Here is a 23,606-nt window from a genome sequence, read left to right as displayed (position 1 = left end):
TGAGGATCCGCCAGGAGTCGCATCATCGAGAATGAGGCGAGGGCGAAGACCGACGGTCAGGTCGGCCCGGGGAATAGCCCTCGGCGACCGAATAACGACGGACTTGCGACTCGGTTCCCGACCCGGGCGACGGGCTAGCGTCGAAGGAACGGCCGAGCGACGGCGACGTTGGCCCTACAGGTTCTCAAACCGCGACAAGGAGGCGAGCCCATGACCCATCAAGACCCGCATTCGCACTCGGCCGACGCCGTAGAGACTCACCACCCCGTGGAGGCCCAATATGTGCGCCAGGGCCGCGGCGGGCGTCGCATCCTGATGCTGCTGATCGTATCGGCGGGGGCGGCCGCCGTGTTGCTGTTGGGCATATGGGCCGTCAACAACGCCGGCCTGCGTCGAACCTCCGAGGAGGCCAGCATGACGCCTGAACCGCCGCCGGTCGTGGATGCCGACCGCACCGCCCGCAGCGCCGGCCCGGAAGCGGCGCCGCCGCCGGTCGACGCTTCTCCCGCCACCTGATCTTGCACCAGCAAAAGGGGCTCCGCAGCAGCGGAGCCCCTGAAAAGGCGTCGGGGGCGCCGCCGTGGATCAGGCGGCCGCCTTCTGGCGCGAGGGATGGAAGAACAGCGCCTGGCTGATCGCCGCCTTCACCGTTTCCGGCTGGAAGGGCTTGGTGATCAGGAAGGTAGGCTCGGGCCGTTCCCCGGTCAGCAGCCGCTCCGGGAAGGCGGTGATGAAGATGACCGGAACATCGAACTTGCGCAGGATGTCCTTGACCGCATCGATGCCCGAAGAGCCGTCCGCGAGTTGGATATCCGCCAGAACCAGCCCCGGCGCGTGACGCGAAACGGCGTCCACGGCCTCGTCGTGGGTGGTGGCGGTGCCGGTGACGCGGTGGCCCAACTCCTTCACCAGGCTTTCGATGTCGGCCGAGATGATGGCCTCGTCCTCGATGATCAACACGTCGGTGGCCAACTCGGCGTCGATGTCGGACTGGGCCTCAGAGATCAGGCGCTCGACCGTGCGCGGGTCGACGGCCAAAATCTGGGCGGCCTCGGACGGCGTAAAGCCTTCCAGCGCGGTCAACAGGAACGCTTGTCGCGACTGGGGTGCGATGCGCATCAGCCGACGCGAAGCGTCGTCGGCTTCGGAGACGCCGCCGCTTTCCAGCTGGGCCCCGGTGCTCGACCAGATGGTATGGAACACGTGGTAGAGCGCCACCCGCGGCGTCATGTCGGCAGGCAGCTGACGCTCGCCCGCCGCCAGGGCTTCAAGCGCGACGCGGACATAGTTGTCGCCCGTGCTTTGATCGCCGGTAAGGGCGCGCGCGTAACGGCGAACATAGGGCAGATGCGGCGCAAGTCTGGCCAAAAGGCTCATATGTAGATCCCCGACTGCGCCCGCCTCCACTGACGAGACGGGCTTAGACGGACCTTAACGTATCAGAGACGCCACGGTTCCGTGGGCTTCGTCCAGCTTGAGCATAAAATAGCAACGGCGTAGGAACTCTATTGGAGAGGCGGCGTTTTGCGTCTCTATGAACGACTTCACAAGGCTTGGGCGGCGGCCGGAAACTCCATGATTGAACCTAAGGACACCCCCGCGCGTATCAGCGGGTCCAACTCGGACGAACGCGATCTCGAAGAGGTCCGTCTGCGTCAACAGGCCATCGGCGTTAAGCTGCGCCATATGTTCGACGAAGTCGTCAACGAGCCCGTGCCGGACGAATTTCTGGAAATCCTTCGCCGCGCCGATCAGGGCGCATCCGCCAAGGAGGGGCAGTGACCACCACGACCCCCGCCGCCCGACCCTCGTCATCAGACGACAACGCGTTCAAGGCTGAACTCGTCACCCTGATCCCTCACCTGCGGGCCTTCGCCCGGACCTTGACCGGCGACCCGACGGCCGCCGACGATCTGGCTCAGGAAGCCATGATGAAAGCGTGGGACGCCCGCGCCAGCTATCAGATGGGCACCAACATGAAGGCCTGGACCTTCATGATCCTGCGCAACCAGTTCTATTCTGAAAAGCGCCGCTCATGGCGTCAGACCCAGCTGGACCAGGAAGCCGCCGAACGCACCTTGATCGCCGTAGACGACCCCGAGGCGCCGGTGGCGCTGGACGAACTGCGTCAGGCGCTGAAGTCGCTGCCGGAAGAGCAGCGCGAGGCCCTGATCCTGGTGGGCGCGGGCGGCTTCGCCTATGAAGAAGCCGCGGAAATCTGCCAATGCGCCGTCGGCACAGTGAAGAGCCGGGTGTCGCGCGCGCGCAAGGCCCTGCAGGCCACGCTGGAGCGCGGCGGTTATGCGCGCGACGGCCAATCGGCGGGCGACGCCATGCGCTCGATCCTGGCCGACGCGGACAGATTAAGCGGCGCCGGGCGCAAATAGCGGTGCGTGTCGGCCGGGTTCTGGGCCGCAAGCTCGGGCGCCGTCGCGTCCAGGGCATCCGATTCCGCCTGGGCTTGGCCATGGCCCTGGGCCTGCTGCCCATACTGCTGCTCGGCGTGATCCAGACCGAGGCCGAGTTCCGCAAGCAGGAGCAGGAGCGCCGGCTCGACCTGCAGCTGGCGGCCGAACGCAGCGCCTCGGACGCCAAGGCCCGGATCAGCTCGACCGTGGTGCTGCTGCAGGCTCTGACGCCGGAAGGGGGCGGCTTCTTTTGCGAGGCTCGCCTTACCGCCCTCGCTGCGCGGATGGAGGGGATCACCAGCCTGGCGCGCTACAGCGCCACGGGCGCGCCGGTCTGCGCCTCGCGCAGCGAGAGCGAGGCGCAGACGAAACAAAACGTGTCGGCGGATACCTGGCACCAGCGCCTGAAGCGCGGCGAAGACGTGGTGATGCAGCGTTCGGCCGACGGCGAATCCCTGATCGTCGCCGTCCGTTGGGAACGCCCGATGGGCGCCTTTCAAGGCGCGATGGCGGCCACGGTGCCGCTGAGCGTGCTCCAGCCGGACATCCGCGATCCCGCCTTGCCCGCCGGGTCGGAGGCGGCGCTGACGGATGGCGCCGGAAACATTCTGATCGCCACTGATCCGCGGCCGTTCGCGCTGAAACGCGCGGCCGAGGCGAACGGCTGGACGGACCGGGCGCGCGCCGACGCCGTCGTCATGTTCGAAGCGCGCGACGCCCAGGGACGACGCCATGTCTATGGAGGCGCGCCTCTGGCTGGGCAGGATGTCTTCGTCCTGCTGTCGGCGCCGGCGCCGGGACTGCTGTCCTGGGCGCGGCTGAACCCGTTCGGCACCCTGTTGCTGCCGCTGGCGGCGTGGCTGACCGCCTTTGCCGCCGTCATGCTGCTGTCCGAGCGGATCGTGGTGCGCTGGCTGGATTATCTGGAACGGGTGGCCGCCATCTATGCGCGAGGACGTTTCTCCATTCGCCCGGTTCAGGCCGAGCACGCCCCGGCCGAAATCCGCACCCTGGCCCGCACCCTGGGCCAGCTGGGCGAGACCATCACCCGTCGCGACAGGGATATTCTGGATGCGCTGGAGGAGAAGGACGCCCTGCTGCGCGAAATCCACCACCGGGTGAAAAACAATCTGCAGATCATCTCGTCCCTGCTGTCCATGCAGCAACGGGCGGTGACCGATCTGGGCGCGCGGGCGGCGCTGGGCGACACGCGACAGCGCATCACCGCCCTGGCCCAGATCTATCGCGTCCTCTACCAGAGCGAGGACATTCGCGAGGCCGACGCCGACACCTTCCTGCGCGAACTGGTCGGCCAGCTCATCGCCGGGGAAGCGGTGCGCGGCCCCCTGGTGACGACGTCCATCGAAGCCGACCCGCTGATCATCGACCCGGACAAGTTGGCGCCCCTGGCCCTGTGGCTGGTCGAAGCCGTGTCCAACGCCCAGAAACACGCCTTCGCTGGCCGCGGCGGCGAGCTGAAGGTGCGCTTCAAGGTCGATGGCGACACCAGTGTGCTGGAGGTCGAGGACGACGGCCCCGGACTGGACGACGCCGTCGAGGCGGGCGTCGGCCGCACTCTGATGATGGCCTTCGCCAAGCAACTACGCGGCGAGGCCCGGATCATTCCCGCGCCGGGCGGCGGCTCAATCGCGCGGCTGACCTTCGTCACGCCCGAAGCCCGCGACGCAGCCCAGGTGCGAGAGGTCGCAGCCTTTCGTCTCAGCGGAACCCCGCCCCAAGCGTAGCGTTGTATGGAGGACGGGCGCGGAGCCCGAACCAACAGGAGCCTCCTATGCGCAAGATCATCATTCTGGCCGTCGCCGCCGCCGCTTTGACCACCGCCGCCTGCAACACCATTCAGGGCGTCGGCAAGGACACCCAGGCCGCTGGCCAGGCGGTCGAAGGCGCCGCTCGCGACGCCAAGAACTAAGCGCTTCAGTCCTCATCGGGCCGGAGTTTTCACCCCGCGGACATTTGTGTCCGCGGGGTTTTATTTTTCGCTGGCGCCGCATGGCCTGCTTGTTTAGCGTCCGCGCGCCCCACGCAGGGGTCAGGACAGTGAAAGAAAAATGCGCGTCGGCTCCCCCGAGAAACCAAGACCAATGAACATCGCGTCGGCCTGACGCCGGCCGCCGCCGGCGAATACGTCGCCCATGGCCATACCGTCCTGCTGGAGACCGGAGCCGGTCTGGGCGCGGGCTTTACCGACGCCGACTACGAGAAGGCGGGCGCGCGCATCGCCCCCGACGCCGCCGCCGTCTTCGCCGACAGCGACATGATCGTGAAGGTCAAGGAGCTTCAGCCCGCCGAGTTCGCCCTGCTGAAGCCGGAACACATCCTGTTCACCTATCTGCACCTGGCGCCCGATCCCGAGCAGACGAAGGCCCTGCTGGCCTCGGGCTGCGCCGCCATCGCCTATGAGACGGTGACCGACCGCAACGGCGGCCTGCCTCTGCTGGCGCCCATGTCCGAGGTGGCGGGCCGCATCGGCGTCTTCTCGGCGGCCGAGACCCTGTTGAAGCACAAGGGCGGCATGGGGCTGCTGTTCTGCGGCGTGCCGGGCGTGGCGCCCGCGCGGGTGCTGGTGCTGGGCGGCGGCGTCGTGGGGCTGAACGCAGCTCGCATGGCCGTGGGTCTGGGCGCCGAGGTGGTTGTGCTGGAACGCTCCATCCCCCGGATGCGCCACATCGACGAAGTGACCGGCGGGCGCGTCATCACCCGCTATTCCTCGCTGCACGCCATCGAGGAAGAACTGCCCAAGGCCGATGTGGTGATCGGCGCCGTCCTGACGCCGGGCGCCGAGGCCCCGACCCTGGTGCGCCGCGACCAGCTGTCTTCGATGAAGAAGGACAGCGTGCTGATCGACGTCGCCATCGACCAGGGCGGCTGTTTCGAGACCTCGCGCCCGACGACCCACGATGATCCGACCTATGTGGTCGACGGCGTCATCCACTACTGCGTCGGCAACATGCCCGGCGCCGTGCCGCGCACCAGCTCCGAAGCCCTGAACAACGCTACCCTGCCCTATGGCCTGGCCCTGGCGGACCGGGGATTGGAGGCCTTACGCGCCGATCCGCACCTGGCTCGCGGTCTGAACGTGCTGAAGGGCGAGATCACCCATCCGGCCGTCGGCAAGGCGCTGGGCCTGTCGTGGCGCGACCCCTTCGGCGTCTGGGCGCGCGGCTAAGATCGCACCCGCCTGTAATCGCCGCGCTTCTGGGCCATAAGGCGCCCATGAAGTTCCTCGACCAGGCCAAGATCTATATTCGCTCCGGCAACGGCGGCGCGGGCTCCGTCTCGTTCCGTCGTGAAAAGTTCATTCCCAACGGCGGCCCGGACGGCGGCGACGGCGGCAAGGGCGGCGACGTCTGGGTCGAGGCGGCCGATGGGCTGAACACCCTGATCGACTTCCGCTACCAGCAGCATTTCAAGGCCCAGACCGGCCACCACGGCCAGGGCCGCCAGATGCACGGCGCCAAGGGCGAGGACGTGGTCCTGCGCGTCCCCGTCGGCACCCAGGTGCTGGACGAGGACAAGGAGACCGTGCTCGTCGACCTGGACGAGCCGGGCATGAAGGTGAAGCTGCTGTCCGGCGGCAACGGCGGCTGGGGCAACACCCGCTTCAAGGGGCCGGTCAACCAGGCGCCGCGCCACGCCAACCCCGGCCAGGAAGGCCAGGAGCGCTGGATCTGGCTGCGGCTGAAGCTGATCGCTGACATCGGCCTGGCCGGCCTGCCCAACGCCGGCAAGTCGACCTTCCTGTCGGCCGTCTCGGCGGCGCGCCCGAAGGTGGCGGACTACCCCTTCACCACCCTGACGCCGAACCTGGGCATGGTGGACCTGAGCCCGTCGGAACGCTTCGTCATCGCAGACATCCCCGGCCTGATCGAAGGCGCCAGCGAGGGCGCAGGCCTGGGCACCCGCTTCCTGGGCCACGTCGAGCGCTCGGCCAGCCTGATCCACCTGATCGACGGCACGCAGGACGATGTGGTCGAGGCTTACCGCATCATCCGCGGCGAGCTGGAGGCCTATGGCGAAGGCCTGGCCGACAAGACCGAGATCCTGGCCCTGAACAAGATCGACGCCCTGACGCCCGAGGCTCGTGAGGAGAAGGCGGCGGCTCTGGAGGCGGTCGCGGGCCGTCGCCCGATGCTGGTGTCCGGCGTCTCAGGCGAGGGCGTGACCGAACTGCTGCGCGCCGCCTGGGCCGAGGTCAAACTGACCCGCGGCGAGGTCACCGACGAGGGCGCGGACGTCATTCCCGAAACGCCGGGCGGCTGGCAGCCGTAAGCGCGGGAGCTCTCCTCCCCATGCAAATGGGGAGGTGGCGCGGACGCGATAGCGTCCGTGACGGAGGGGCTGCTTGGTTCGGCTGTGGCAAAGCCCCTCCACCGCTCCGCGGTCCCCCTCCCCACGGCGTGGGGAGGAAAGAAGCGCGGATGACGCCGCGCCTTCCGCCCCCTATGTTCGCGCCATGACCGACGCGACCGCCGAAATCCCCGCCCGCCCCCTCACTCAAGACGGGCCGCCCTTGCGGCTGTGGATGATCGACGCCTCGGCATACATCTTCCGCGCCTACCACGCCCTGCCGCCGCTGACCCGCAAGTCGGACGGCCTGCCCGTGGGGGCGGTGCAGGGCTACTGCAACATGCTGTGGAAGCTGATCCGCGACATGAAGGGCGAGGACGGGCCGACGCACCTGGTCGCCGTCTTCGACCATTCGGAGAAGACCTTCCGCAACGATCTCTATGACCAGTACAAGGCCCACCGTCCCCCGGCGCCCGAGGATCTGGTGCCGCAGTTCCCGCTAGTGCGCGAGGCGACCAAGGCGTTCGGCGTCCACGGCGTCGAACTGGCCGGTTATGAGGCCGACGACCTGATCGCCGCCTATGCCTGCAAGGTGCGCGACATGGGGGGCGAGGCGGTCATCGTCTCGTCCGACAAGGACCTGATGCAGCTGATCGGCGGCGGCGTGGTCATGTATGACCCGATGAAGGACCGTCGTCTCGAAGAAGACGCCGTGTTCGAGAAGTTCGGCGTCACCCCGGACAAGGTCGTCGAGGTGCAGGCCCTGATCGGCGACAGCGTCGACAACGTGCCTGGCGCGCCCGGCATCGGCCCCAAGACGGCGGCCCAGCTGATCGCCGAATACGGCGACCTCGACACGCTCCTGGCCCGGGCCGGCGAGATCAAGCAGCCCAAGCGCCGCGAGACCCTGATCAACTTCGCCGATCAGATCCGCCTGTCGCGCCAGTTGGTGCAGCTGGACTGCGACACGCCGATGCCCGAGCCGATCGACGACTTCGTCATCCGCGATCCGGATCCCGCGGTCCTGTCCGACTTCCTTGAGAAGATGGAGTTCCGCTCGCTGGCCCGGCGCGTCGGCGACGGCAAGGCCCCGCAGAAGGAAGGCTCGGCCTTCGCCCGCCAGCCCAGCGCGCCCGTGGCCACGCCCCGCTATGGCCCGACCGAAGTCGCCGTGCCGGCCGAGCCCCAGGCGATCGATCATGATCGCTATGAGTGCGTGCAGACGCTGGAAGACCTCGACCGCTGGATCGCGCGGGCCAAGGCGGCGGGCGTGGTCGGCTTCGACACCGAGACGGACGCCCTGTCCTCGACCCACGCCGGGCTGTGCGGGGTGTCTCTGGCCGTGGGGCCCAACGACGCCTGCTACATCCCCCTGACGCACGAACATGAGCCGACCGGCGACGGCGGGCTGGACTTCGGCGACGGCGGCGACGCGCGCCCGCCCCTGCAGCAGATCGACAAGCCGACCGCCCTGTCCCGGCTGAAGGCGCTGCTGGAAGACCCGTCGGTGCTGAAGGTCGGCCAGAACATCAAATACGACCTCGCCGTCATGGCCCGGCGCGGCGTGCGCGTCGCCCCGATCGACGACGTGATGCTGATCTCCTACGTGCTGGAGGGCGGTCTGCACGGCCACGGCATGGACGAGCTGGCGCGGCTGCACCTCGGCCACGAGCCGATGACCTTCAAGAGCGTGGCGGGGACCGGCAAGAGCCAGAAGAGCTTCAAGCACGTGGAGATGAAGTCGGCCGTCTGTTACGCCGCCGAGGACGCCGACGTGACCCTGCGCCTGCATCGCCTGCTGAAGCCGCGCCTGGCGGCCGAGGGGCTGTCCAGCGTCTATGAGACGCTGGAGCGCGGCATGCCCGCCGTTCTGGCCGACATGGAGCGGGCCGGCGTTCGCGTCGATCCGGATCGTCTGCGCTCCCTGTCCTCGACCTTCGGCCAGCGCATGGCCGAGCTGGAGGAAGAGGCGCACAAGCTGGCCGGCCGTCCGTTCAACGTCGGCAGCCCGCGCCAGATCGGCGAGATCCTGTTCGGCGAGATGAACCTGCCCGGCGGCAAGAAGACCGCCAGCGGCCAGTGGGGCACCGACGCCAGCGTGCTGGAGGAGCTGGCTCAGACGCAGGCCCTGCCCCGCACCATCCTGGACTGGCGCCAGTTGTCCAAGCTGAAGGGCACCTATACCGACGCTCTGGTGGCGGCGATGGACCCGCAGACGAACCGGGTCCACACCTCCTATCAGTTGGCGGCGGCGACGACGGGGCGCCTGGCCTCGTCCGATCCCAACCTGCAAAACATCCCGATCCGCACCGAGACCGGCCGGCAGATCCGCCAGGCCTTCATCGCCTCGCCGGGCAATGTGCTGATCAGCGCCGACTACAGCCAGATCGAGCTGCGCCTTCTGGCCCACATCGGCGACATCCCCGAGCTGAAGCGCGCCTTCAAGAGCGGCCTCGACATCCATGCGGCGACCGCGTCCGAGATGTTCGGCGTGCCGGTCGAGGGCATGCCCAGCGAGACGCGCCGCCGCGCCAAGGCCATCAACTTCGGCATCATCTACGGCATCAGCGCCTTCGGCCTGGCCGCCCAGCTGGGCATCGACCAGGGCGAGGCCGGCGCCTACATCAAGACCTATTTCGAGCGCTTCCCCGGCATCCGCGCCTACATGGACAGGACCAAGGCGCTGGTGAAGGCGCAGGGCTTCGTCACCACCGTCTTCGGGCGGCGCATCCACATCCCGGCCATCCACTCCAAGTCCGGCGCCGAGCGCCAGTTCGGCGAGCGCGCGGCCATCAACGCCCCGATCCAGGGCGCCGCCGCCGACATCATCCGCCGCGCCATGATCCGCATGCCCGGCGCCCTGGCCGAGGCGGGTCTGCAAACCCGCATGCTGCTGCAGGTCCACGACGAACTGGTGTTCGAAGCCCCCGAGGCCGAGGCCGACCGCGCCATCGCCGTCATCCGCCGCATCATGGAAGGCGCCGCCCTGCCTGTCGTCGATCTGAGCGTGCCGCTGGACGTCGAGGCCAAGGCGGCCCTGAACTGGGACGGCGCGCACTAAAGAACATTGGCTTTCAAGCAAGGATCACGACATGAGCCTGGACCCCGAAATCCGCGATAACGAAGACGCCAAGCGTTACGAGCTGGACGTCGACGGCGAGACCGCCGTGGTCATCTACAACCCGGTCGCGGGCGGGCGGCTGATCACCGAGACCCTCGTGCCGGTCCCGCTGGAAGGGCGCGGCATCGCCAGCCGCATGGCCAAACACGTCCTGGCCGATCTGAAGGACAAGGGCCTGCTGATCCTGCCGACGTGCACCTTCTTCTCCAGCTATCTGAAGAAGCACCCGGAATACGCCGATCAGGTGCATCCGACCTATCGAGCCATGCTGGGCCTCTGACGGTCGCTTCGCGCGCGATCCCCTGCTAGGGCGGGGCGATGAAGTCTTCAGACATAGACGTCCTGATCGTCGGCGCCGGAGCGGCCGGCATGATGTGCGCCATCGAGGCAGGCAAGCGCGGCCGTCGCGTGCGCGTGATCGACCACGCCCGCGCCCCGGGCGAAAAGATCCGCATCTCGGGCGGCGGCCGCTGCAACTTCACCAATCTGGGGACGAGCGGCGCCAACTTCCTGGGCGAGAACCCGCGCTTCGCCCTGTCGGCCCTGCGGCGCTTCACCCAGCACGACTTCATCAAGATGGTCGACCGCCACGGCATCGCCTGGCACGAGAAGACCCTGGGCCAGCTGTTCTGCGACGACAGCGCCAAGCAGATCATCCGCATGCTGACGGACGAGATGAAGGCGGCGGGCGTCACAATGTCGCTGGGCGTCGGCGTCAGAATGGTGGAGCGCGCGGGCGAGCGGTTTCAGGTCGATCTGGACGACGGATCGCGCGTGACGGCGGCGTCTCTGGTCGTGGCCAGCGGCGGCAAGTCCATTCCCAAGATGGGGGCCACCGGCTGGGGCTATGAGGTCGCACGGCGCTTCGGCCTGCGCGTCACCGACACCCGGCCCGCGCTCGTTCCCCTGACGTTCGAGCCGGGACTGCTGGAGCAGCTCAAGCCGCTGGCCGGCGTGTCGGTGGACGCGGTGGTGCGCCACAAGGCGCCCAAGGATGCGGGCGCGGGCCGTCCGGCCAAGGAGACCGTCTTCCGCGAAGGCCTGCTGTTCACCCATCGCGGCCTGTCGGGGCCGTCGATCCTGCAGATCAGCTCCTACTGGCGCGAGGGCGAGGCGATCACCGTCGACCTGGCCCCCGACCGCGACGCGGCGGCCGAAATTCTGGCCGCCAAGACCGAGAACGGCAAGCAGGCGGTCCACACGGCCGTCGGCCACGTCGTGCCGCGCCGTCTGGCCGAGGCCCTGTGTGCGCGCGAAAACCTGTCGGGCAAACTGGCGGAAGTCGGCGACAAGAAGCTGCGGGCCCTGGCCGAGGCGGTCAACGCCTGGACGGTCAAGCCGGTCGGATCCGAAGGCTATCGCACCGCCGAAGTGACGCTGGGCGGGGTCGACGCCGCCGCCCTGGACCAGCAGACGATGGAGGCCAAGACCGTCCCCGGCCTGTTCTTCATCGGCGAAGTGGCGGACGTGACCGGCTGGCTGGGCGGCTACAACTTCCAGTGGGCCTGGTCGTCGGGCTGGGCCGCGGGTCAGAGCTGCTGAGCCGGTGAAACAGAGCCTGCGGCGACGCGGCGCGTTGTCGCGCGCGCGGACGCGCCCTACCTCTTTCACGTAGCGGGACGGGCCCCTCTGGCGGCGCTTCGGCGGCGTGATGTCGGACCGCCTTCAACGACGAAAGAGGATGACGATGCCCCTGCTGATGTGCCCCAACGATAATGCGCCCATGCAGACGCTGGATCGCCACGGCGTCCAGTTCGACATGTGTCCGACCTGTCGCGGCGTCTGGCTGGATCGCGGCGAACTGGAGAAGCTGATGGCCGCCGCCGGCGACGAGGGCCGCGCCGCCGCGCCCGCGCCCGCGCCCCAGGCCTATGCGCCGCCGCCGCAACCGTCCCAACAACCCTGGGGCGGCCAGCCGACCTATCGCGAGCCGCCGCGTCAACGCGACGACCGATATGACCACGACCGCCGCCGCGACGACGACTATCAGTACCGCAAGAAGAAGAAGCGGCTGGATATCTTCGACATCTTCGACTGAGCCGTCGATTTAGGCCGCCAGCCCCGCCGCCTGCATCAGCGGGCGCAGAGCCTGAACCGCCTGCGGCTCGGCGCTGAGGGCGGCGCGCGCGTCGGGCGCGCGCATCAGGCGCACCGCCTCGGCGCGGGCGCGCTCGGCGACCGGTCCGCTGGGGCCCGTCTCGCCCGCCGCCAGACGCAGCAGCACCGCCAGCTTCTGCGGGACCGGGGCCGGCGCGCGGGCCAGTTGCGCCGTCAGCCGGGCGTCGGCCTCGATCGCGCCGCCAACGGCGCCGAGGGCTTCGACCACCCCTTGCGTCTCACGCTCGGACAATCCGGCTTTGCGCACGCCGCGCTGGAGCTCGGCCAGGGCCATCAGCCGCTGCCCGGGCGGCGTCGCGCCCGGCGTGCGGGCCCGCATTTCGGTCTCAAAGCGCAGGGAGACGACGCAGGCGTCCAGCCAGCGCGTGGCCGCCCGCTTATTGGCGCCGCCCGTGACGTTTTCGCATAGGCGCGTCAGCCGCTCCGCCTCGGACAGGACGCTGGCGCAATCCTTGACATAGGCGGCGACGAAGTCTGCCGCGACCAGCCCCTTGGACCGCTCGATAAAGGCGGTCTGCACCTCTTCCAGCGTCAGCAGACGCCCCGCCGTGGCCGTCAGCGCCATGGCCAGGACGCGCAGGATCTCGATCTCGCCGACCGCGTCGCCGGGGCGCAGGCGGCGCTGGCTCATCAGTTCGCGCAGCACCATGCGCGCCAGCGAGGCGGCCAGCAGGGGAAACTCGCCCGCCGCCAGCCGCTCGCCCAGACGCCGGACCGGCCCCTCGATCGGCGGGGCCAGCAGGCTGAGGCGCGCATCCTGCGCCAGGACGGCGTCCACCTCGCGCGGGGCGGCCATGCGCACCACCGCCGCCAGGCTGGCGCCCTGATCCAGCCCCGGACCCAGCACCTGGGCCAGGCCGTGACGCGACCCCAAAAGCTCGCAAAGAATCTGCTCCACCGGCACCAGAACGAGGGCGCGCGGCGCGCCTTCTGCCGGGGCCTGATCGCAGATGTCCATCAGCCGCTCGACCCGGGCCCGCGCGCCCGGCAGGCCGCGCAGGGCGCCCGCCACCGCCCCGCCCATGACGAAGGCTCGGTCCGCCGCGCCCTGAAGCGCCAGAGCCGTCGCCGCGACCGGCCGATCCTCGAAGCTGGGAAACTGCTTCTTGCGCCCGGCGGTCAGCAGCCGCTCGATAGCCTGTTCGGCCAGGCGCTGATAGTGGCGCATCAGGTCGTGCACCGACTGACCCGGGATGGCCTGCGCCTCGGGCACGGCGACCTTCTGGATCGCGTGCTGAAGTTCGACCCCAGAGGCCTCCAGCCGCTCGGCCAGGTCGGGCCGGTGCAGCAGTTCGAAGGCCGTCGCGCCCTGCCGGTTCAGCCAGTCCTCCAACACGCGGCCAAGGGTCTCGCGCGCATGGGGGCGTACAGGTCGCCGACGCCGCGACAGGCCGGGCCGCGCTGGTCGACGGCGGGCGGACGCTTGCGCGACAGTTCCGGCGCGCCGCGCGTCAGGATGATGACGCTGGCGAACTCCATCGTGTCGGGGTCCAGCGTCTCCTTGGTGACGCGCACGGCGACCGCCTCACGGTCGCGCAACAGCGCCTCGGCGGCGTCGACGGCCTGACGCCGGTCCTCCACCGCCTGATGCAGGGACCAGTCGGCCGGCGCCGTGCGGCGGATGTAGATTTCGTAATGAACAGGTCCGGCCATGACGCCCTTCGCAAGCACAGACGCTTATCCTGCGGCCCCAAGCTTAAGTTCGGGTTTCGCTTTCGCCTCCAGCGGTTGAAAGCCGCGACGACGCGCTCCATTTTGTGTGAACGTAAAGTCACCACGATCGAGTAGAACAGTTACGCTTGCCGTGCGTTGTGCAGACGACGGCGGACCGGACGTTCCCCGCCCGCACTAAGGAGAAGCCCTTGGCCAACATCACTCTGGTCGACGACGACGAGAATATCGTCGCCTCCGTCTCCCTGGCTCTGGAAAGCCATGGCCACACGGTGACCGCCTATCACGACGGCGCCTCGGGCCTGGAAGCGCTGGAGACCACCCCGCCGGACCTGGCGATCCTGGACGTGAAGATGCCGCGCATGGACGGCATGGAAGTGCTGCGCCGCCTGCGCCAGACCTCCAGCCTGCCGGTCATCATGCTGACGTCCAAGGACGAGGAGATCGACGAAATCCTCGGCTTCAACCTCGGCGCCGACGACTACATCCACAAGCCCTTCAGCCAGCGCCTGCTGATCGAGCGGGTGAAGGCCCTGCTGCGCCGCGCCGGCGTCGAAGGTCTGGACCCCATCGACCCGGCCGCCGCCGAAGCCGGCAAGGCGATCAAGCGCGGCAAGCTGTCGATGGACCCGGCGCGCCACGAATCGACCTGGGACGGCAAGCCGGTGAAGCTGACCGTCACCGAGTTCCTGCTGCTTCAGGCCCTGGCCCAGCGCCCCGGCTTCGTGAAGAGCCGCGACAACCTGATGGACGCCGCCTATGACGATCAGGTCTATGTCGACGACCGCACCATCGACAGTCATGTGAAACGGATGCGAAAGAAGTTCCGCATGGTCGACCCTGAGTTCGACGCTATCGAGACCCTGTATGGCGTCGGATACCGCTACCGCGAGAGCTGAACCTGAAACCGTCCGGGCGCGGCGCCGATTCCGCTTCGGCGGATCGCGCCTGGGCGGGTTCATCCTGGCTCTCAATCTTCTCAGCCTGCTGATCCTGTTCGGCGGCGCCTTGCTGCTGAACGAATGGCGGCGAGGGCTGATCGAGGCGCGTCAGGAATCCCTCGGCGTTCAGGCCGAGCTTCTGGCCAACGTTCTGGGCGAACTGGGCATCACCCAGGGCGACCCCTATCCCATGCTGGACGACCGCGCCGCCGCCCTGTGGTTGCGCGACAACTTCATTCCGGCCGGGCAGCGCGCCCGCCTGTTCGACATCGACGGGATCGAGGTGTCCGACTCCTTCCGGGTCAGCGACACCATTCCGGGCGCGCCCCTGCCGCCCGCCCACCCCGCGGGAACGGCTCTGGCCCCCGCCGAACCATCGCCGCGCGAAACCGCGCGTCTGGCCCGGGCCAACGCCGAGCTGTCGGCCGAAGTCGAGAGGGCTCTGACCGGCGCGCCCCAGGCCTCCCTGCGCCGAAACGAGGAAGGCGAGCGGGTCGTCTCCGTCTCCCTGCCCGTCCGCCATGTGCAACAGGTTCTGGGCGTGCTGACGCTGGAGGCCGGCGACGTCAACGCCACCCTGGACGCCCAGCGGCGGGCTCTGATGCCCTTCGCCCTGGTGGCCCTGGCGGTGAACCTGCTGGCGTCCCTGGTGCTGCACCTGTTCGTAGCCCGGCCGGTCATGCGGCTGTCGGCGGCGGCGGACCAGGTGCGCCTGCAACGCGCCCGCGCCATCTCCCTGCCCGATCTGGAAGACCGCAAGGACGAGATCGGCGATCTGGCCCGCGCCCTGGAGTCGATGACCGACACCCTGTCGACCCGGATGGACGCCATCGAACGCTTCGCCGCCGACGTCAGCCACGAGATCAAGAACCCGCTGACGTCGATCCGCTCGGCTCTGGAGACCCTGCCGCTGGTCAAGACGGACGAGCAGCGCGCGCGTCTGACCAATCTGCTGCAACAGGACGTGCGGCGTCTGGATCGGCTGATCACCGACATCTCCAACGCCTCGCGCCTGGACGCCGAACTGTCGCGCGACCGGCCGCGCACCATCGACCTGAACGATCTGCTGGGCGACATCATCGGCGTCTATGAGGCCGGTCGGAAGCCGGACGAACCGGCGGTTCGGCTCGTCACGGCGACCGACAACGCCCGCGTCATGGGCCGCGACGTGCCTCTGGGCCAGGTGTTCCGCAACCTGATCGACAACGCCCGCTCGTTCAGCCCCGCCGGCGGCGAGGTCCGTGTGAGCCTGTACCGCGACGACAGCCCGGCCGACGTGCCGCTGCGCATCCGCATCGACGACGACGGCCCGGGCATCCCGGCTGAAAACCTGGAGACGGTGTTCGAGCGCTTCTACACCTCGCGGCCCAAGGGCACGGCCTTCGGCGCCAACTCAGGCCTGGGCCTGTCTATCGTCCGCCAGATCGTCGACGCCCACGGCGGCCGGGTCCGCGCCGAGAACCGCAAGGGCGAAGACGGGTCCGTTCTGGGGGCCCGCTTTGAAGTCAGCCTGCCCGCCGTCGGCAAGCGCGCATGACCCCTGCCCGCCAGCCTGTCCACGCCAGCGTCGTCGCCGCCCGCACGTCGCATGGATGGCGCGGCGTGCTGATCCAGGGGCCGTCCGGCGCAGGCAAGAGCGACCTGGCGCTGCGGCTGATGCAGAACGGATGGCGGCTGGTCGGCGACGACTGGGTGGAGGTCTTCGCCTGTCGCGGCGCGCTTTACGCCTCTGTTCCCGACACCATCGCCGGGCGGATGGAGGTGCGCGGCGTCGGCATCGTCAGCCGGCCTTTTCGCCCTTCGACGCGGCTTGCCCTGGCCCTGCGCCTGACGCGCGAGCCGGTCGAGCGCCTGCCCCAGCCGACGTGGCGGGTCATCGAGGGCGTGCTCCTGCCTCAGCTCGATCTGGATCCGCGGCCGGCCTCGGCGGCGGCCGTCGCGGCGGCCGCCCTTAACGCTGTTTCGGAGATGGCGCCGCCCGCTCTTTGATCCGGGCCGCGATTGCCCTATGAAACAAGGCTTGTCGCTCGCGAAGGCGGGCTGGGGATGTCTTTGGTGAAGCCTATATGATCGGGCTGGTGATCGTCACCCACGGGGGCCTGGCCTCTGAATTCCTGTCGGCGATGGAGCATGTGGTGGGACCGCAACGCGGCGTCGCCGCCATCTGCATCGGCCCCGAGGACGACATGGAGCGGCGCCGCCGCGACATCGTCGACGCCGCCGCAGCCGTCAATGAGGGCGAGGGCGTCATCCTGCTGACCGACATGTTCGGCGGCACCCCGTCCAATCTGGCCATCTCGGTCATGGAACAGACCGGCGCCGAGGTGATCGCCGGGCTGAACCTGCCCATGCTGATCAAGCTGGCCAGCGTGCGCGGCCGCGAAAGCCTGGAGGCCTGCGTGGCCCATGCTCAGGACGCCGGGCGCAAATACATCTCGGTCGCTTCCTGGGTGCTGGCAGGCGAGAAATGAGCGACGCCGCCGATCCAGCCGCCATCGCCACGGCGACCCTGAACATCTGCAATCAGCGCGGCCTGCATGCTCGCGCCTCGGCCAAGTTCGTCAAACTGGCCTCGGAGTTCGAATCCGAGATTCACGTCACGCGCGACGGGGTTAGCGTGGACGCGCGCTCGATCATGGGCCTGCTGATGCTGGGCGCCGGGATCGGCTGCGATGTCGAGGTGAAGGCCGAAGGGCGCGACGCGCCCCAGGCCGTGGCGGCTCTCACCGATCTTGTGGCGCGTCGCTTCGACGAGGACCAGTAACCAGGTCAGGAGGCGTGCGGACGACGCCCGCGCACTCGCCCTCCAGCGGCACGCGCACGCCGTCGCCGGATCGATCCGTCCGGTCGCGGAACAGGGCGGCGCGCGCCAGGATGATCAGCGTCACCGGCGTCGTCGCCGTGAAGAAGACCGCCGCCAGCAGTTCGACGGGCATGAAGCGCCCCTCGGCCCCCGTGAAATAGATCACCGAGCCGCACAAGACCAGGAACATGCCCAGCGTCGCCCCCAAGGTCGGGGCGTGAACCCGCTCATAGAAGGTCTGCAGCCGCACAAGGCCAAGCGCGCCGATGAAGGTCAGGCCGGCGCCGAACAGCACCAGGCCCGCCGCCAGCAGGGCCGCCCAGGCCGGGACATTGGCCGGAAAGCCGATCATTCGATCACCTCGCCGCGCATCAGGAATTGGCCAGGGCGACCGAGGAGGTGAACCCCAGCATGCCGATGATCACCGCCGCATAGAAGTACTGCTGGGTGCCCGTCCGCACGCCGAAGGCGACGACCAACAACATGCCCGCCTGGTAAAGCGTGTCGAGACCCAGGATGCGGTCCTGGGCGCGCGGCCCCTTGGCGATGCGCCACACGCCGATCAGGCCGGCGGCCGCCAGGAACAACTGCGCCAGGACCAGCGCCCAGTAGAAGACGGCGCCGCTCATTCGAAGATCTCCATCAGGCGGCGCTCATAACGGTTCTTGATGCGCTCCGCCCAGTCGTCGCCGTCCTGCAGGTCGAGGATATGCAGCAGAAGCACGCCGGTCGCGTCCTCATATTCGACCCAGATCGTGCCCGGCGTGCTGGTGATGACCACCGCCAGGACCGCCAGGCCATAGCGGTCGCGCATCTCCAGCGGAATATGGACGAAGCCCGAGACGCGGCTGTCGCGCGAGGCGTTCAGCCCCAGCACCACCAGAGCCACCTCCCAGTTCGAGCGAACGATGTCCCAGGCGACGACTGCGGCGAAGCTCAGCAGGGTCAGCGGCTTTTTAAGTCGCACCGGCTCAACATCCAGAACGCGCATGATCTGCGGCGCCGCCAGAGCCATCAGCAGCGCCAGGGCGAGCGACGGCGGCGCCGTCGAGCCGCTGAGCAGCAGGGAGGCCCCGAACAGTCCCAGCGACAGTATGGGGTGAGGCAGAACCGCCCGGATCATGCGCCGCCTCCCAGCACTGCGCGGACATAGGCGTCAGGCCGCACCAGCCAGTCCGCCGTGTGGTCGGCATAGGCGAAGCCCGCCTCGCCGAAGATCGCCAGAAACAGGCAGGCCGCCAGCAGGCCCGCAATGGCCACGCCCTCGGCGGCGCCGACCACGATCGCCGGTTCGGCGTCGTCGTCTCGCGCCCACAGCGCCGCCATGCCCAGCCGCGTCAGACCGATCAGCGCGCCCAGCGAGGCGAGCGACAGGGCTATGATCACCCCATAGCCGGCCCAGCCGCCCAGGCCCGACAAGGCCTCCATCATGGCCAGTTTGCCGATGAAGCCCGCCAGCGGCGGCAGGCCCGCGATCATCAGGGTGGAGATCAGGAAGGCTCCGCCCAAAGCCGCCACCGCCGCGGGAATGACCAGACCCGGCTCATTGCGCTCTTCGTCGTCAAAGGGATCGAAATATTCGTCGTCGAAGACGGCGCGGCCCGAGCGGGCGCCCAGGTCCTGGCCCCTGTTCAGCACCTCGGCCAGCATGAAAAGGGCGCCGCAGGCCAGAGTCGAGCCGACGAGATAGAAGACCGCCCCGCCCAGGACATCGGCGTTGCCCGTCCCGACCGCCGCCAGCACCGTGCCCGAAGAGACGATGACAGCGTAGGCCGCCGCGATCGACAGGTCGCGCGCCGCGATCATGCCTGCCGTGCCGAAGCCGATGGTCGCCAGCCCGCCCAGCAGGATCCACAACTGGCCGAACCCGGCCGAGGCGCCGCTGTCGGGCGCGAACAGCAGGAAGCTGAGGCGGATGATCACATAGGCGCCGACCTTGGACAGGATGGCGAAGACGGCCGCCGCCGGCGCGCTGGCCGCCGAATAGGTGGTGGTCAGCCAGAAGCCGAGCGGCCACATGGCGCACTTGGTCAGGAAGGCCACGCCCAGGATCGCCGCCCCGACGTGGAACAGACCCCGGTCGGCCGCGGCGATCTGGGGAATGCGCACGGCCAGATCGGCCATGTTGAGGGTGCCGGTCACGCCGTAGATCAGGCTGACCCCGATCAGGAAGAGCATGGACGCCGTCAGGTTGACGGCGATGTAGGCCAGGCCCGCGCGGATCCGCGCCTCGCCCGAACCATGCAGGGCCAGGCCATAGGAGGCCGCCAGCATGATCTCGAAGAAGACAAACAGGTTGAACAGGTCGCCGGTCAGGAAGGCCCCGTTGACGCCCATGACCAGCAGCAGGAACAGGGCGTGGAAACGGGGCCCGGCCCGGTCCCACCGCGCCAGGGCGAAGATCATGGAGCAGGCGCCCAGCACGCTGGTCAGGGCCACCATCAGCGTCGACAGACGGTCCGCCACCAGGACGACGCCGAACGGCGCCGGCCAGTCGCCCAGTTGGTAGACGCGGGCGGTGTCGCCCCCGCCCGCCGCCCCGGTCGCGCTTTCGTGCAGCAGGGCCAGGGCCATGGCCAGGATGGCGGCCATGGCGAACAGGCTCAGGCCGCCCTTCAGCAGGCGGCGGCGCTCGTCGAACAGCAGCATGGCCGCCGCGATGACCATCGGCAGCACGATCGGCCCGATGATCAGATGTTCCTGCCAATCGGTCATTCGGGCGCCTCCTGGCCGTCGACATGGTCGCTGCCGGTCTCGCCGCGCGAGGCGAGCAGCACCACCAGGAACAGGGCCGTCAGGGCGAAGCTGATGACGATGGCCGTCAGCACCAGGGCCTGGGGCGTCGGATCGGCGTAGAGGGCCGGGTCCTCGGCGCCCTCGCGGGTGAAGGCCGCCGCGCCGGAACGCAGCCGCCCCATGGAGAAGATGAACAGATTGACCGCGTAGGAGACCAGCGACAGGCCGATGATCACCTGGAAGGTGCGCGGGCGCAGCATCAGCCACACGCCGGACGCGGTCAGCACGCCGATGGCCAGGGCCAGGACGATCTGGGTCATTGCACCCTCCCTTCTGCTCGGCGTCCGCTTCGGCCTCGGCCTCCTCAATGCGCGCGCGGCGCAGCGACTGGTGCGCCAGGGCGACCAGGATCAGCACGGTGGCGCCCACGACCAGGACCACGACGCCCAGATCGAACAGGACGGCGCTGGCCAGAGGGACGCGGCCCAGCAGCGGCAGGTCGGCGTATTGGAAATAGGAGGTCAGGAAGGGCTGGTCGAAGATCCATCCCACGGCGCCGCTGGCCGCCGCAATCAGCAGGCCGACGCCGATCCAGATGATCGGGCGGATCTCCAGCCGTTCCTCCACCCAGCGGGCGCCGGACGCCATATATTGCAGGATAAAGGCGATCGACAGCGCCACCCCCGCCGCGAAGCCCCCGCCCGGCAGGTCATGCCCGCGCAGGAACAGGTGCACCGCCAGAAGGATGATGAAGGGGAAGAGCCAGCGCATCACCACGCCGGGAATCATCATGGTGTCGCTGAGGGTGTCGCCCTCGCTGCGGCCCTCGCGAGCGCGGTCAGACGCATCCTGAACGCGCTTTTGTATCGGCTGGGACAGGCTGTCGCTGGCCGGCCGGAAGCGGCGCAGCAAGGCCAGCACCGTCAAGCCGACGACGCCCAGGACGGTGATCTCGCCGAAGGTGTCGAAGGCGCGGAAGTCGACCAGAATGACGTTGACGACGTTGCGGCCGCCGGCCTCCTCATAGGCCTTCTCGATAAAGAAGCGCGACACACCCTCGACCGGCGGGCGCACCATGACGGCCCAGGAGATCAGCGCCACGCCCGCCCCGGCGAAGATGGCGATGCCCCGGTCCAGACGACGGCGCCAAAGCGCACGGCGCCGCTCCGACTCAGGGACATGGATTTCGGCCAGCCGCTTGGGCAGCCAACGCAAGCCCAGCAGCAGCAGCACCGTCGTCACCACCTCGACCACCAGCTGCGTCAGGGCCAGATCCGGCGCCGACAGCCAGACGAAGGTCAGACAGCTGGCCAGCCCCGCCCCGCCCATCAGGATGACGGCCGCCAAGCGATGGTATTTGGCCTGCCAGGCGGCGGCCAGGGCGCAGGCGCCCCCGCCAGCCACAGGGCGGCGAAGGCCAGGTTGTGCGCCTGGGGCACGCGGAACTCGGGCCAGGTCAACACGAAGCCGCCCGCCGCCGCCACGGCCCCCGACAGCAAGGCCGTCAGCAGGATCAGGCGCAGCTGCGGCTGCAGGCGCTGCGCGCCCAGGTGGCGCACGATCCATTGCGACAGGTCCATCAACATGACCTGGGAGCGCTCGAACAGATAGCCGCCGTTCAGCCGCTTCATGCCCCAGGGACCGCCGCGCGGATTGGCGTTCAGCGCCTTGCCGAAGACGACATAGAGGCCGATGCCGCCCGCCATGGCGATGACGCTGAGCAGCAGCGGCAGGTTGAAGCCGTGCCACAGGGCCAGGCTGTAATAGGGCAGGTCGAAGCCGAGCATGGTCACGGCCGCGCTGCGCAGGAAGGGGCCGACGGTGACCGCCGGGAAGACCCCGACCAGCAGACACAGGGCCACCAGCACCTCGACCGGACGCCGCATCCAGCCGGGCGGCTCGTGCGGGACGCGGTCCAGCTCAGTCGACGGCGGCCCGAAGAAGGTCGTGTGGATGAAGCGCAGCGAATACAGGACGCTGAAGGCGCTCGCCAGGGTCGCCAGCACCGGCAGCGCCTGGTTCAGCGCCGAGGTCTGAGTGCTGGCCAGGGCTTCGGCCAGGAACATCTCCTTGGACAGGAAACCGTTCAGCAGGGGCACGCCCGCCATGGCGGCGGCGGCGACCATGGCCAGAGTGGCGGTGATCGGCATAAATCGGATCAAGCCGCTGAGCTTGCGCATGTCGCGCGACCCGGCCTCGTGGTCGATGATGCCCGCCGCCATGAACAGCGAGGCCTTGAAGGTGGCGTGGTTGATAGTGTGGAAGATGGCCGCGATGGCGCCCAGGTCAGACCCCAGCCCCAGCAGCAGGCAGATCAGGCCCAAATGGCTGATGGTCGAATAGGCCAGCAGGCCCTTCAGGTCGTGCTGGAAGATGGCGCACCAGGCGCCGACCAGCAGGGTCGTCAGCCCCAAGCCGCCGACCACGAAATACCACATCTCGGTCTCGCCGAAGACGGGCCAGAACCGCATCAGCAGGAAGACGCCCGCCTTCACCATCGTCGCCGAGTGCAGATAGGCGCTGACCGGCGTCGGGGCCGCCATCGCGCGCGGCAGCCAGATGTGGAACGGGAACTGGGCGCTCTTGGTCAGGGCCCCGATCAGGATCAGCCCCAGGGCGACCGGGTAGATCGGGCTGGCCAGGATGACGTCGCGCGCGGCGATGACGGCGTCCAGCTCATAGCTGCCGACGATGCGGCCGATCAGGATCATGCCGACCAGCAGGGCCACCCCGCCGGTGGCCGTGATGGTCAGCGCCATCCGGCGCCCTCGCGCGCCGAGGCGTTCTGGTGCCAATAACCGATCAACAGGAAGGAGAAGAGGCTGGTCAGCTCCCAGAAGACCACCAGCTGGATCAGATTGCCCGACAGCACCACGCCCTGCATCGCGCCCATGAAGGCCAGCAGGAAGGAGAAGAAGCGCGGCACCGGATCCTTCGGCGACATGTAGTAGCGCGCATAAAGCACCACGAGCGCGCCGATCCCCAGGATCAGGGCGCTGAACACCCATGACAGGCCGTCCAGGCGAATCGTGAGGTTCACCCCCAGGGACGGCAGCCACGCCAGCGTCAGCTTCAACACCTCCCCGTCCTGGAACCGCGGCCAGAGCACCGCCAGACACCCGACGCTGATCAGGGCGATGATCCACGACAGAATGGCCGCAGAGGTCCGCGCGTGACGCGGCAGCCCCGAGGCGATCATGGCCCCGATGAAGGGCAGGACAAGAATGACGAGCAGGAGGAAGCTGGCGGGCACGGGCGTGTCGATCATCTCCGATAGGTTGTGGGACGGCGCCCGAAAGACTGCGGATCGCGCCTCTTCGTTTTGCCAGACTTTTTCCTAAGGGAAATGACGCCCTTGCGTCAAAGCGACGAGTTGGCGCGATTGTGACCGTAGCAGGAGCGGTTCGGCCATCGCCTTGCCGCAGCGCCGCGACCTCACGGCCGGTTTAGCCGTGGATCGCCTCCACCAGGAACAGGCTCGAGCCAGGGCGACGAACGCC

General features: G+C 68.7%; 25 protein-coding genes and 2 pseudogenes. 16 read left to right on the top strand and 11 right to left on the bottom strand.

Features of this window, described 5'->3' with window-relative positions; genetic code table 11:
- The first annotated feature begins 210 nt into the window (after window positions 1-210).
- Window positions 211-516: a hypothetical protein gene (locus V8F63_RS05870; RefSeq protein WP_025976933.1), complete on the top strand. Its 306-nt coding sequence runs from the start codon at window positions 211-213 to the stop codon at window positions 514-516.
- A 69-nt stretch (window positions 517-585) separates the two neighbouring features.
- Here V8F63_RS05870 and V8F63_RS05865 read toward each other — a convergent pair whose 3' ends face one another.
- Entirely contained in the window at window positions 586-1,377 is a 792-nt protein-coding gene (locus tag V8F63_RS05865) for a response regulator (RefSeq protein ID WP_134582151.1), read from the bottom strand.
- A 198-nt stretch (window positions 1,378-1,575) separates the two neighbouring features.
- Between V8F63_RS05865 and V8F63_RS05860 the strand changes: the two genes are divergently transcribed.
- From V8F63_RS05860 to V8F63_RS05815, 10 genes are all read left to right on the top strand, one after another.
- Window positions 1,576-1,782 (top strand): NepR family anti-sigma factor, encoded by a 207-nt coding sequence (locus V8F63_RS05860; protein WP_025976935.1) that lies wholly within the window; start codon window positions 1,576-1,578, stop codon window positions 1,780-1,782.
- Complete coding sequence (locus V8F63_RS05855; RefSeq protein ID WP_003169827.1) at window positions 1,779-2,387, top strand: sigma-70 family RNA polymerase sigma factor; 609 nt, start codon at window positions 1,779-1,781, stop codon at window positions 2,385-2,387. The genes V8F63_RS05860 and V8F63_RS05855 overlap by 4 nt, the downstream gene beginning before the upstream one ends.
- Before the next feature lie 80 nt (window positions 2,388-2,467).
- Window positions 2,468-4,153: a sensor histidine kinase gene (locus tag V8F63_RS05850; RefSeq protein WP_262922611.1), complete on the top strand. Its 1,686-nt coding sequence runs from the start codon at window positions 2,468-2,470 to the stop codon at window positions 4,151-4,153.
- A 47-nt stretch (window positions 4,154-4,200) separates the two neighbouring features.
- Window positions 4,201-4,338, top strand: a complete 138-nt coding sequence (locus tag V8F63_RS05845; protein WP_025976938.1) for an entericidin A/B family lipoprotein — start codon at window positions 4,201-4,203, stop codon at window positions 4,336-4,338.
- Between the two features lie 189 nt (window positions 4,339-4,527).
- Window positions 4,528-5,595 carry an alanine dehydrogenase gene (gene ald, locus V8F63_RS05840; RefSeq protein WP_392355045.1) on the top strand — a complete coding sequence of 356 codons (1,068 nt, stop codon included), beginning with the start codon at window positions 4,528-4,530 and terminating at the stop codon, window positions 5,593-5,595.
- A gap of 47 nt (window positions 5,596-5,642) precedes the next feature.
- On the top strand, window positions 5,643-6,698 hold the full coding sequence (obgE, locus tag V8F63_RS05835; RefSeq protein WP_134582148.1) for a GTPase ObgE: 1,056 nt from the start codon (window positions 5,643-5,645) through the stop codon (window positions 6,696-6,698).
- 184 nt (window positions 6,699-6,882) lie between these two features.
- Window positions 6,883-9,777 carry a DNA polymerase I gene (polA, locus tag V8F63_RS05830; protein WP_392354766.1) on the top strand — a complete coding sequence of 965 codons (2,895 nt, stop codon included), beginning with the start codon at window positions 6,883-6,885 and terminating at the stop codon, window positions 9,775-9,777.
- Window positions 9,778-9,808: 31 nt separating this feature from the next.
- Complete coding sequence (locus V8F63_RS05825; RefSeq protein WP_253122811.1) at window positions 9,809-10,117, top strand: GNAT family N-acetyltransferase; 309 nt, start codon at window positions 9,809-9,811, stop codon at window positions 10,115-10,117.
- A 38-nt stretch (window positions 10,118-10,155) separates the two neighbouring features.
- On the top strand, window positions 10,156-11,379 hold the full coding sequence (locus V8F63_RS05820) for an NAD(P)/FAD-dependent oxidoreductase (RefSeq protein WP_392354765.1): 1,224 nt from the start codon (window positions 10,156-10,158) through the stop codon (window positions 11,377-11,379).
- Between the two features lie 145 nt (window positions 11,380-11,524).
- Window positions 11,525-11,875, top strand: a complete 351-nt coding sequence (locus V8F63_RS05815; RefSeq protein ID WP_253122807.1) for a zf-TFIIB domain-containing protein — start codon at window positions 11,525-11,527, stop codon at window positions 11,873-11,875.
- Window positions 11,876-11,884: 9 nt separating this feature from the next.
- On the opposite strand, the gene V8F63_RS05810 is transcribed toward V8F63_RS05815, so the two are convergent.
- Complete coding sequence (locus V8F63_RS05810) at window positions 11,885-13,291, bottom strand: hypothetical protein (protein WP_392354764.1); 1,407 nt, start codon at window positions 13,289-13,291, stop codon at window positions 11,885-11,887.
- The gene (locus V8F63_RS05805; protein WP_392354763.1) at window positions 13,273-13,608 is read right to left on the bottom strand and encodes a hypothetical protein; all 336 of its coding nucleotides are present in this window, start codon (window positions 13,606-13,608) and stop codon (window positions 13,273-13,275) included. Before V8F63_RS05805 ends, V8F63_RS05810 begins: the two co-directional genes overlap by 19 nt.
- A 209-nt stretch (window positions 13,609-13,817) precedes the next feature.
- Here V8F63_RS05805 and V8F63_RS05800 point away from each other — a divergent pair, with 209 nt between their 5' ends.
- From V8F63_RS05800 to V8F63_RS05780, 5 genes are all read left to right on the top strand, one after another.
- Entirely contained in the window at window positions 13,818-14,525 is a 708-nt protein-coding gene (locus V8F63_RS05800) for a response regulator transcription factor (RefSeq protein ID WP_134582144.1), read from the top strand.
- Window positions 14,494-16,104: an ATP-binding protein gene (locus V8F63_RS05795; RefSeq protein WP_392354762.1), complete on the top strand. Its 1,611-nt coding sequence runs from the start codon at window positions 14,494-14,496 to the stop codon at window positions 16,102-16,104. Before V8F63_RS05800 ends, V8F63_RS05795 begins: the two co-directional genes overlap by 32 nt.
- Window positions 16,101-16,556 (top strand): HPr kinase/phosphatase C-terminal domain-containing protein, encoded by a 456-nt coding sequence (locus V8F63_RS05790; protein ID WP_392354761.1) that lies wholly within the window; start codon window positions 16,101-16,103, stop codon window positions 16,554-16,556. Before V8F63_RS05795 ends, V8F63_RS05790 begins: the two co-directional genes overlap by 4 nt.
- 77 nt (window positions 16,557-16,633) lie before the next feature.
- Window positions 16,634-17,038, top strand: coding sequence for a PTS sugar transporter subunit IIA (locus tag V8F63_RS05785; protein ID WP_025976949.1), 405 nt, complete (start codon window positions 16,634-16,636; stop codon window positions 17,036-17,038).
- A complete protein-coding gene (locus V8F63_RS05780) occupies window positions 17,035-17,331 on the top strand; it encodes an HPr family phosphocarrier protein (RefSeq protein ID WP_029972442.1) in 297 nt (98 codons plus the stop codon). The genes V8F63_RS05785 and V8F63_RS05780 overlap by 4 nt, the downstream gene beginning before the upstream one ends.
- Here the strand turns inward: V8F63_RS05780 and mnhG are convergent.
- The 8 genes and pseudogenes from mnhG to V8F63_RS05740 all read right to left on the bottom strand — a co-directional run bounded on the left by mnhG (window position 17,291) and on the right by V8F63_RS05740 (window position 23,374).
- Window positions 17,291-17,722: a monovalent cation/H(+) antiporter subunit G gene (mnhG, locus tag V8F63_RS05775; protein ID WP_392354760.1), complete on the bottom strand. Its 432-nt coding sequence runs from the start codon at window positions 17,720-17,722 to the stop codon at window positions 17,291-17,293. The genes V8F63_RS05780 and mnhG overlap by 41 nt on opposite strands.
- A gap of 19 nt (window positions 17,723-17,741) precedes the next feature.
- Complete coding sequence (locus V8F63_RS05770) at window positions 17,742-17,999, bottom strand: monovalent cation/H+ antiporter complex subunit F (protein WP_392354759.1); 258 nt, start codon at window positions 17,997-17,999, stop codon at window positions 17,742-17,744.
- Window positions 17,996-18,493 carry a Na+/H+ antiporter subunit E gene (locus V8F63_RS05765; protein ID WP_392354758.1) on the bottom strand — a complete coding sequence of 166 codons (498 nt, stop codon included), beginning with the start codon at window positions 18,491-18,493 and terminating at the stop codon, window positions 17,996-17,998. The genes V8F63_RS05770 and V8F63_RS05765 overlap by 4 nt, the downstream gene beginning before the upstream one ends.
- Window positions 18,490-20,019 (bottom strand): annotated as a pseudogene (locus V8F63_RS05760) (monovalent cation/H+ antiporter subunit D); the annotation flags it as partial. The gene V8F63_RS05765 and the pseudogene V8F63_RS05760, both read right to left, overlap by 4 nt.
- Window positions 20,020-20,081: 62 nt before the next feature.
- A complete protein-coding gene (locus tag V8F63_RS05755; RefSeq protein WP_025976955.1) occupies window positions 20,082-20,426 on the bottom strand; it encodes a Na+/H+ antiporter subunit C in 345 nt (114 codons plus the stop codon).
- Between the two features lie 154 nt (window positions 20,427-20,580).
- A pseudogene (gene mbhE, locus V8F63_RS05750) lies at window positions 20,581-21,435 on the bottom strand (hydrogen gas-evolving membrane-bound hydrogenase subunit E); the annotation flags it as partial.
- The gene (locus V8F63_RS05745) at window positions 21,435-22,865 is read right to left on the bottom strand and encodes a proton-conducting transporter membrane subunit (protein WP_392354757.1); all 1,431 of its coding nucleotides are present in this window, start codon (window positions 22,863-22,865) and stop codon (window positions 21,435-21,437) included. The gene V8F63_RS05745 and the pseudogene mbhE, both read right to left, overlap by 1 nt.
- The gene (locus V8F63_RS05740; RefSeq protein ID WP_392354756.1) at window positions 22,856-23,374 is read right to left on the bottom strand and encodes a hypothetical protein; all 519 of its coding nucleotides are present in this window, start codon (window positions 23,372-23,374) and stop codon (window positions 22,856-22,858) included. Before V8F63_RS05740 ends, V8F63_RS05745 begins: the two co-directional genes overlap by 10 nt.
- Window positions 23,375-23,606 lie beyond the last annotated feature (232 nt).

Source organism: Brevundimonas sp. LF-1 (assembly GCF_037055305.1).
Classification (GTDB): domain Bacteria; phylum Pseudomonadota; class Alphaproteobacteria; order Caulobacterales; family Caulobacteraceae; genus Brevundimonas; species Brevundimonas sanguinis.
Note: the sequence above shows the minus strand (reverse complement) of the source record. Positions and strands in the feature narration are given on the sequence as shown.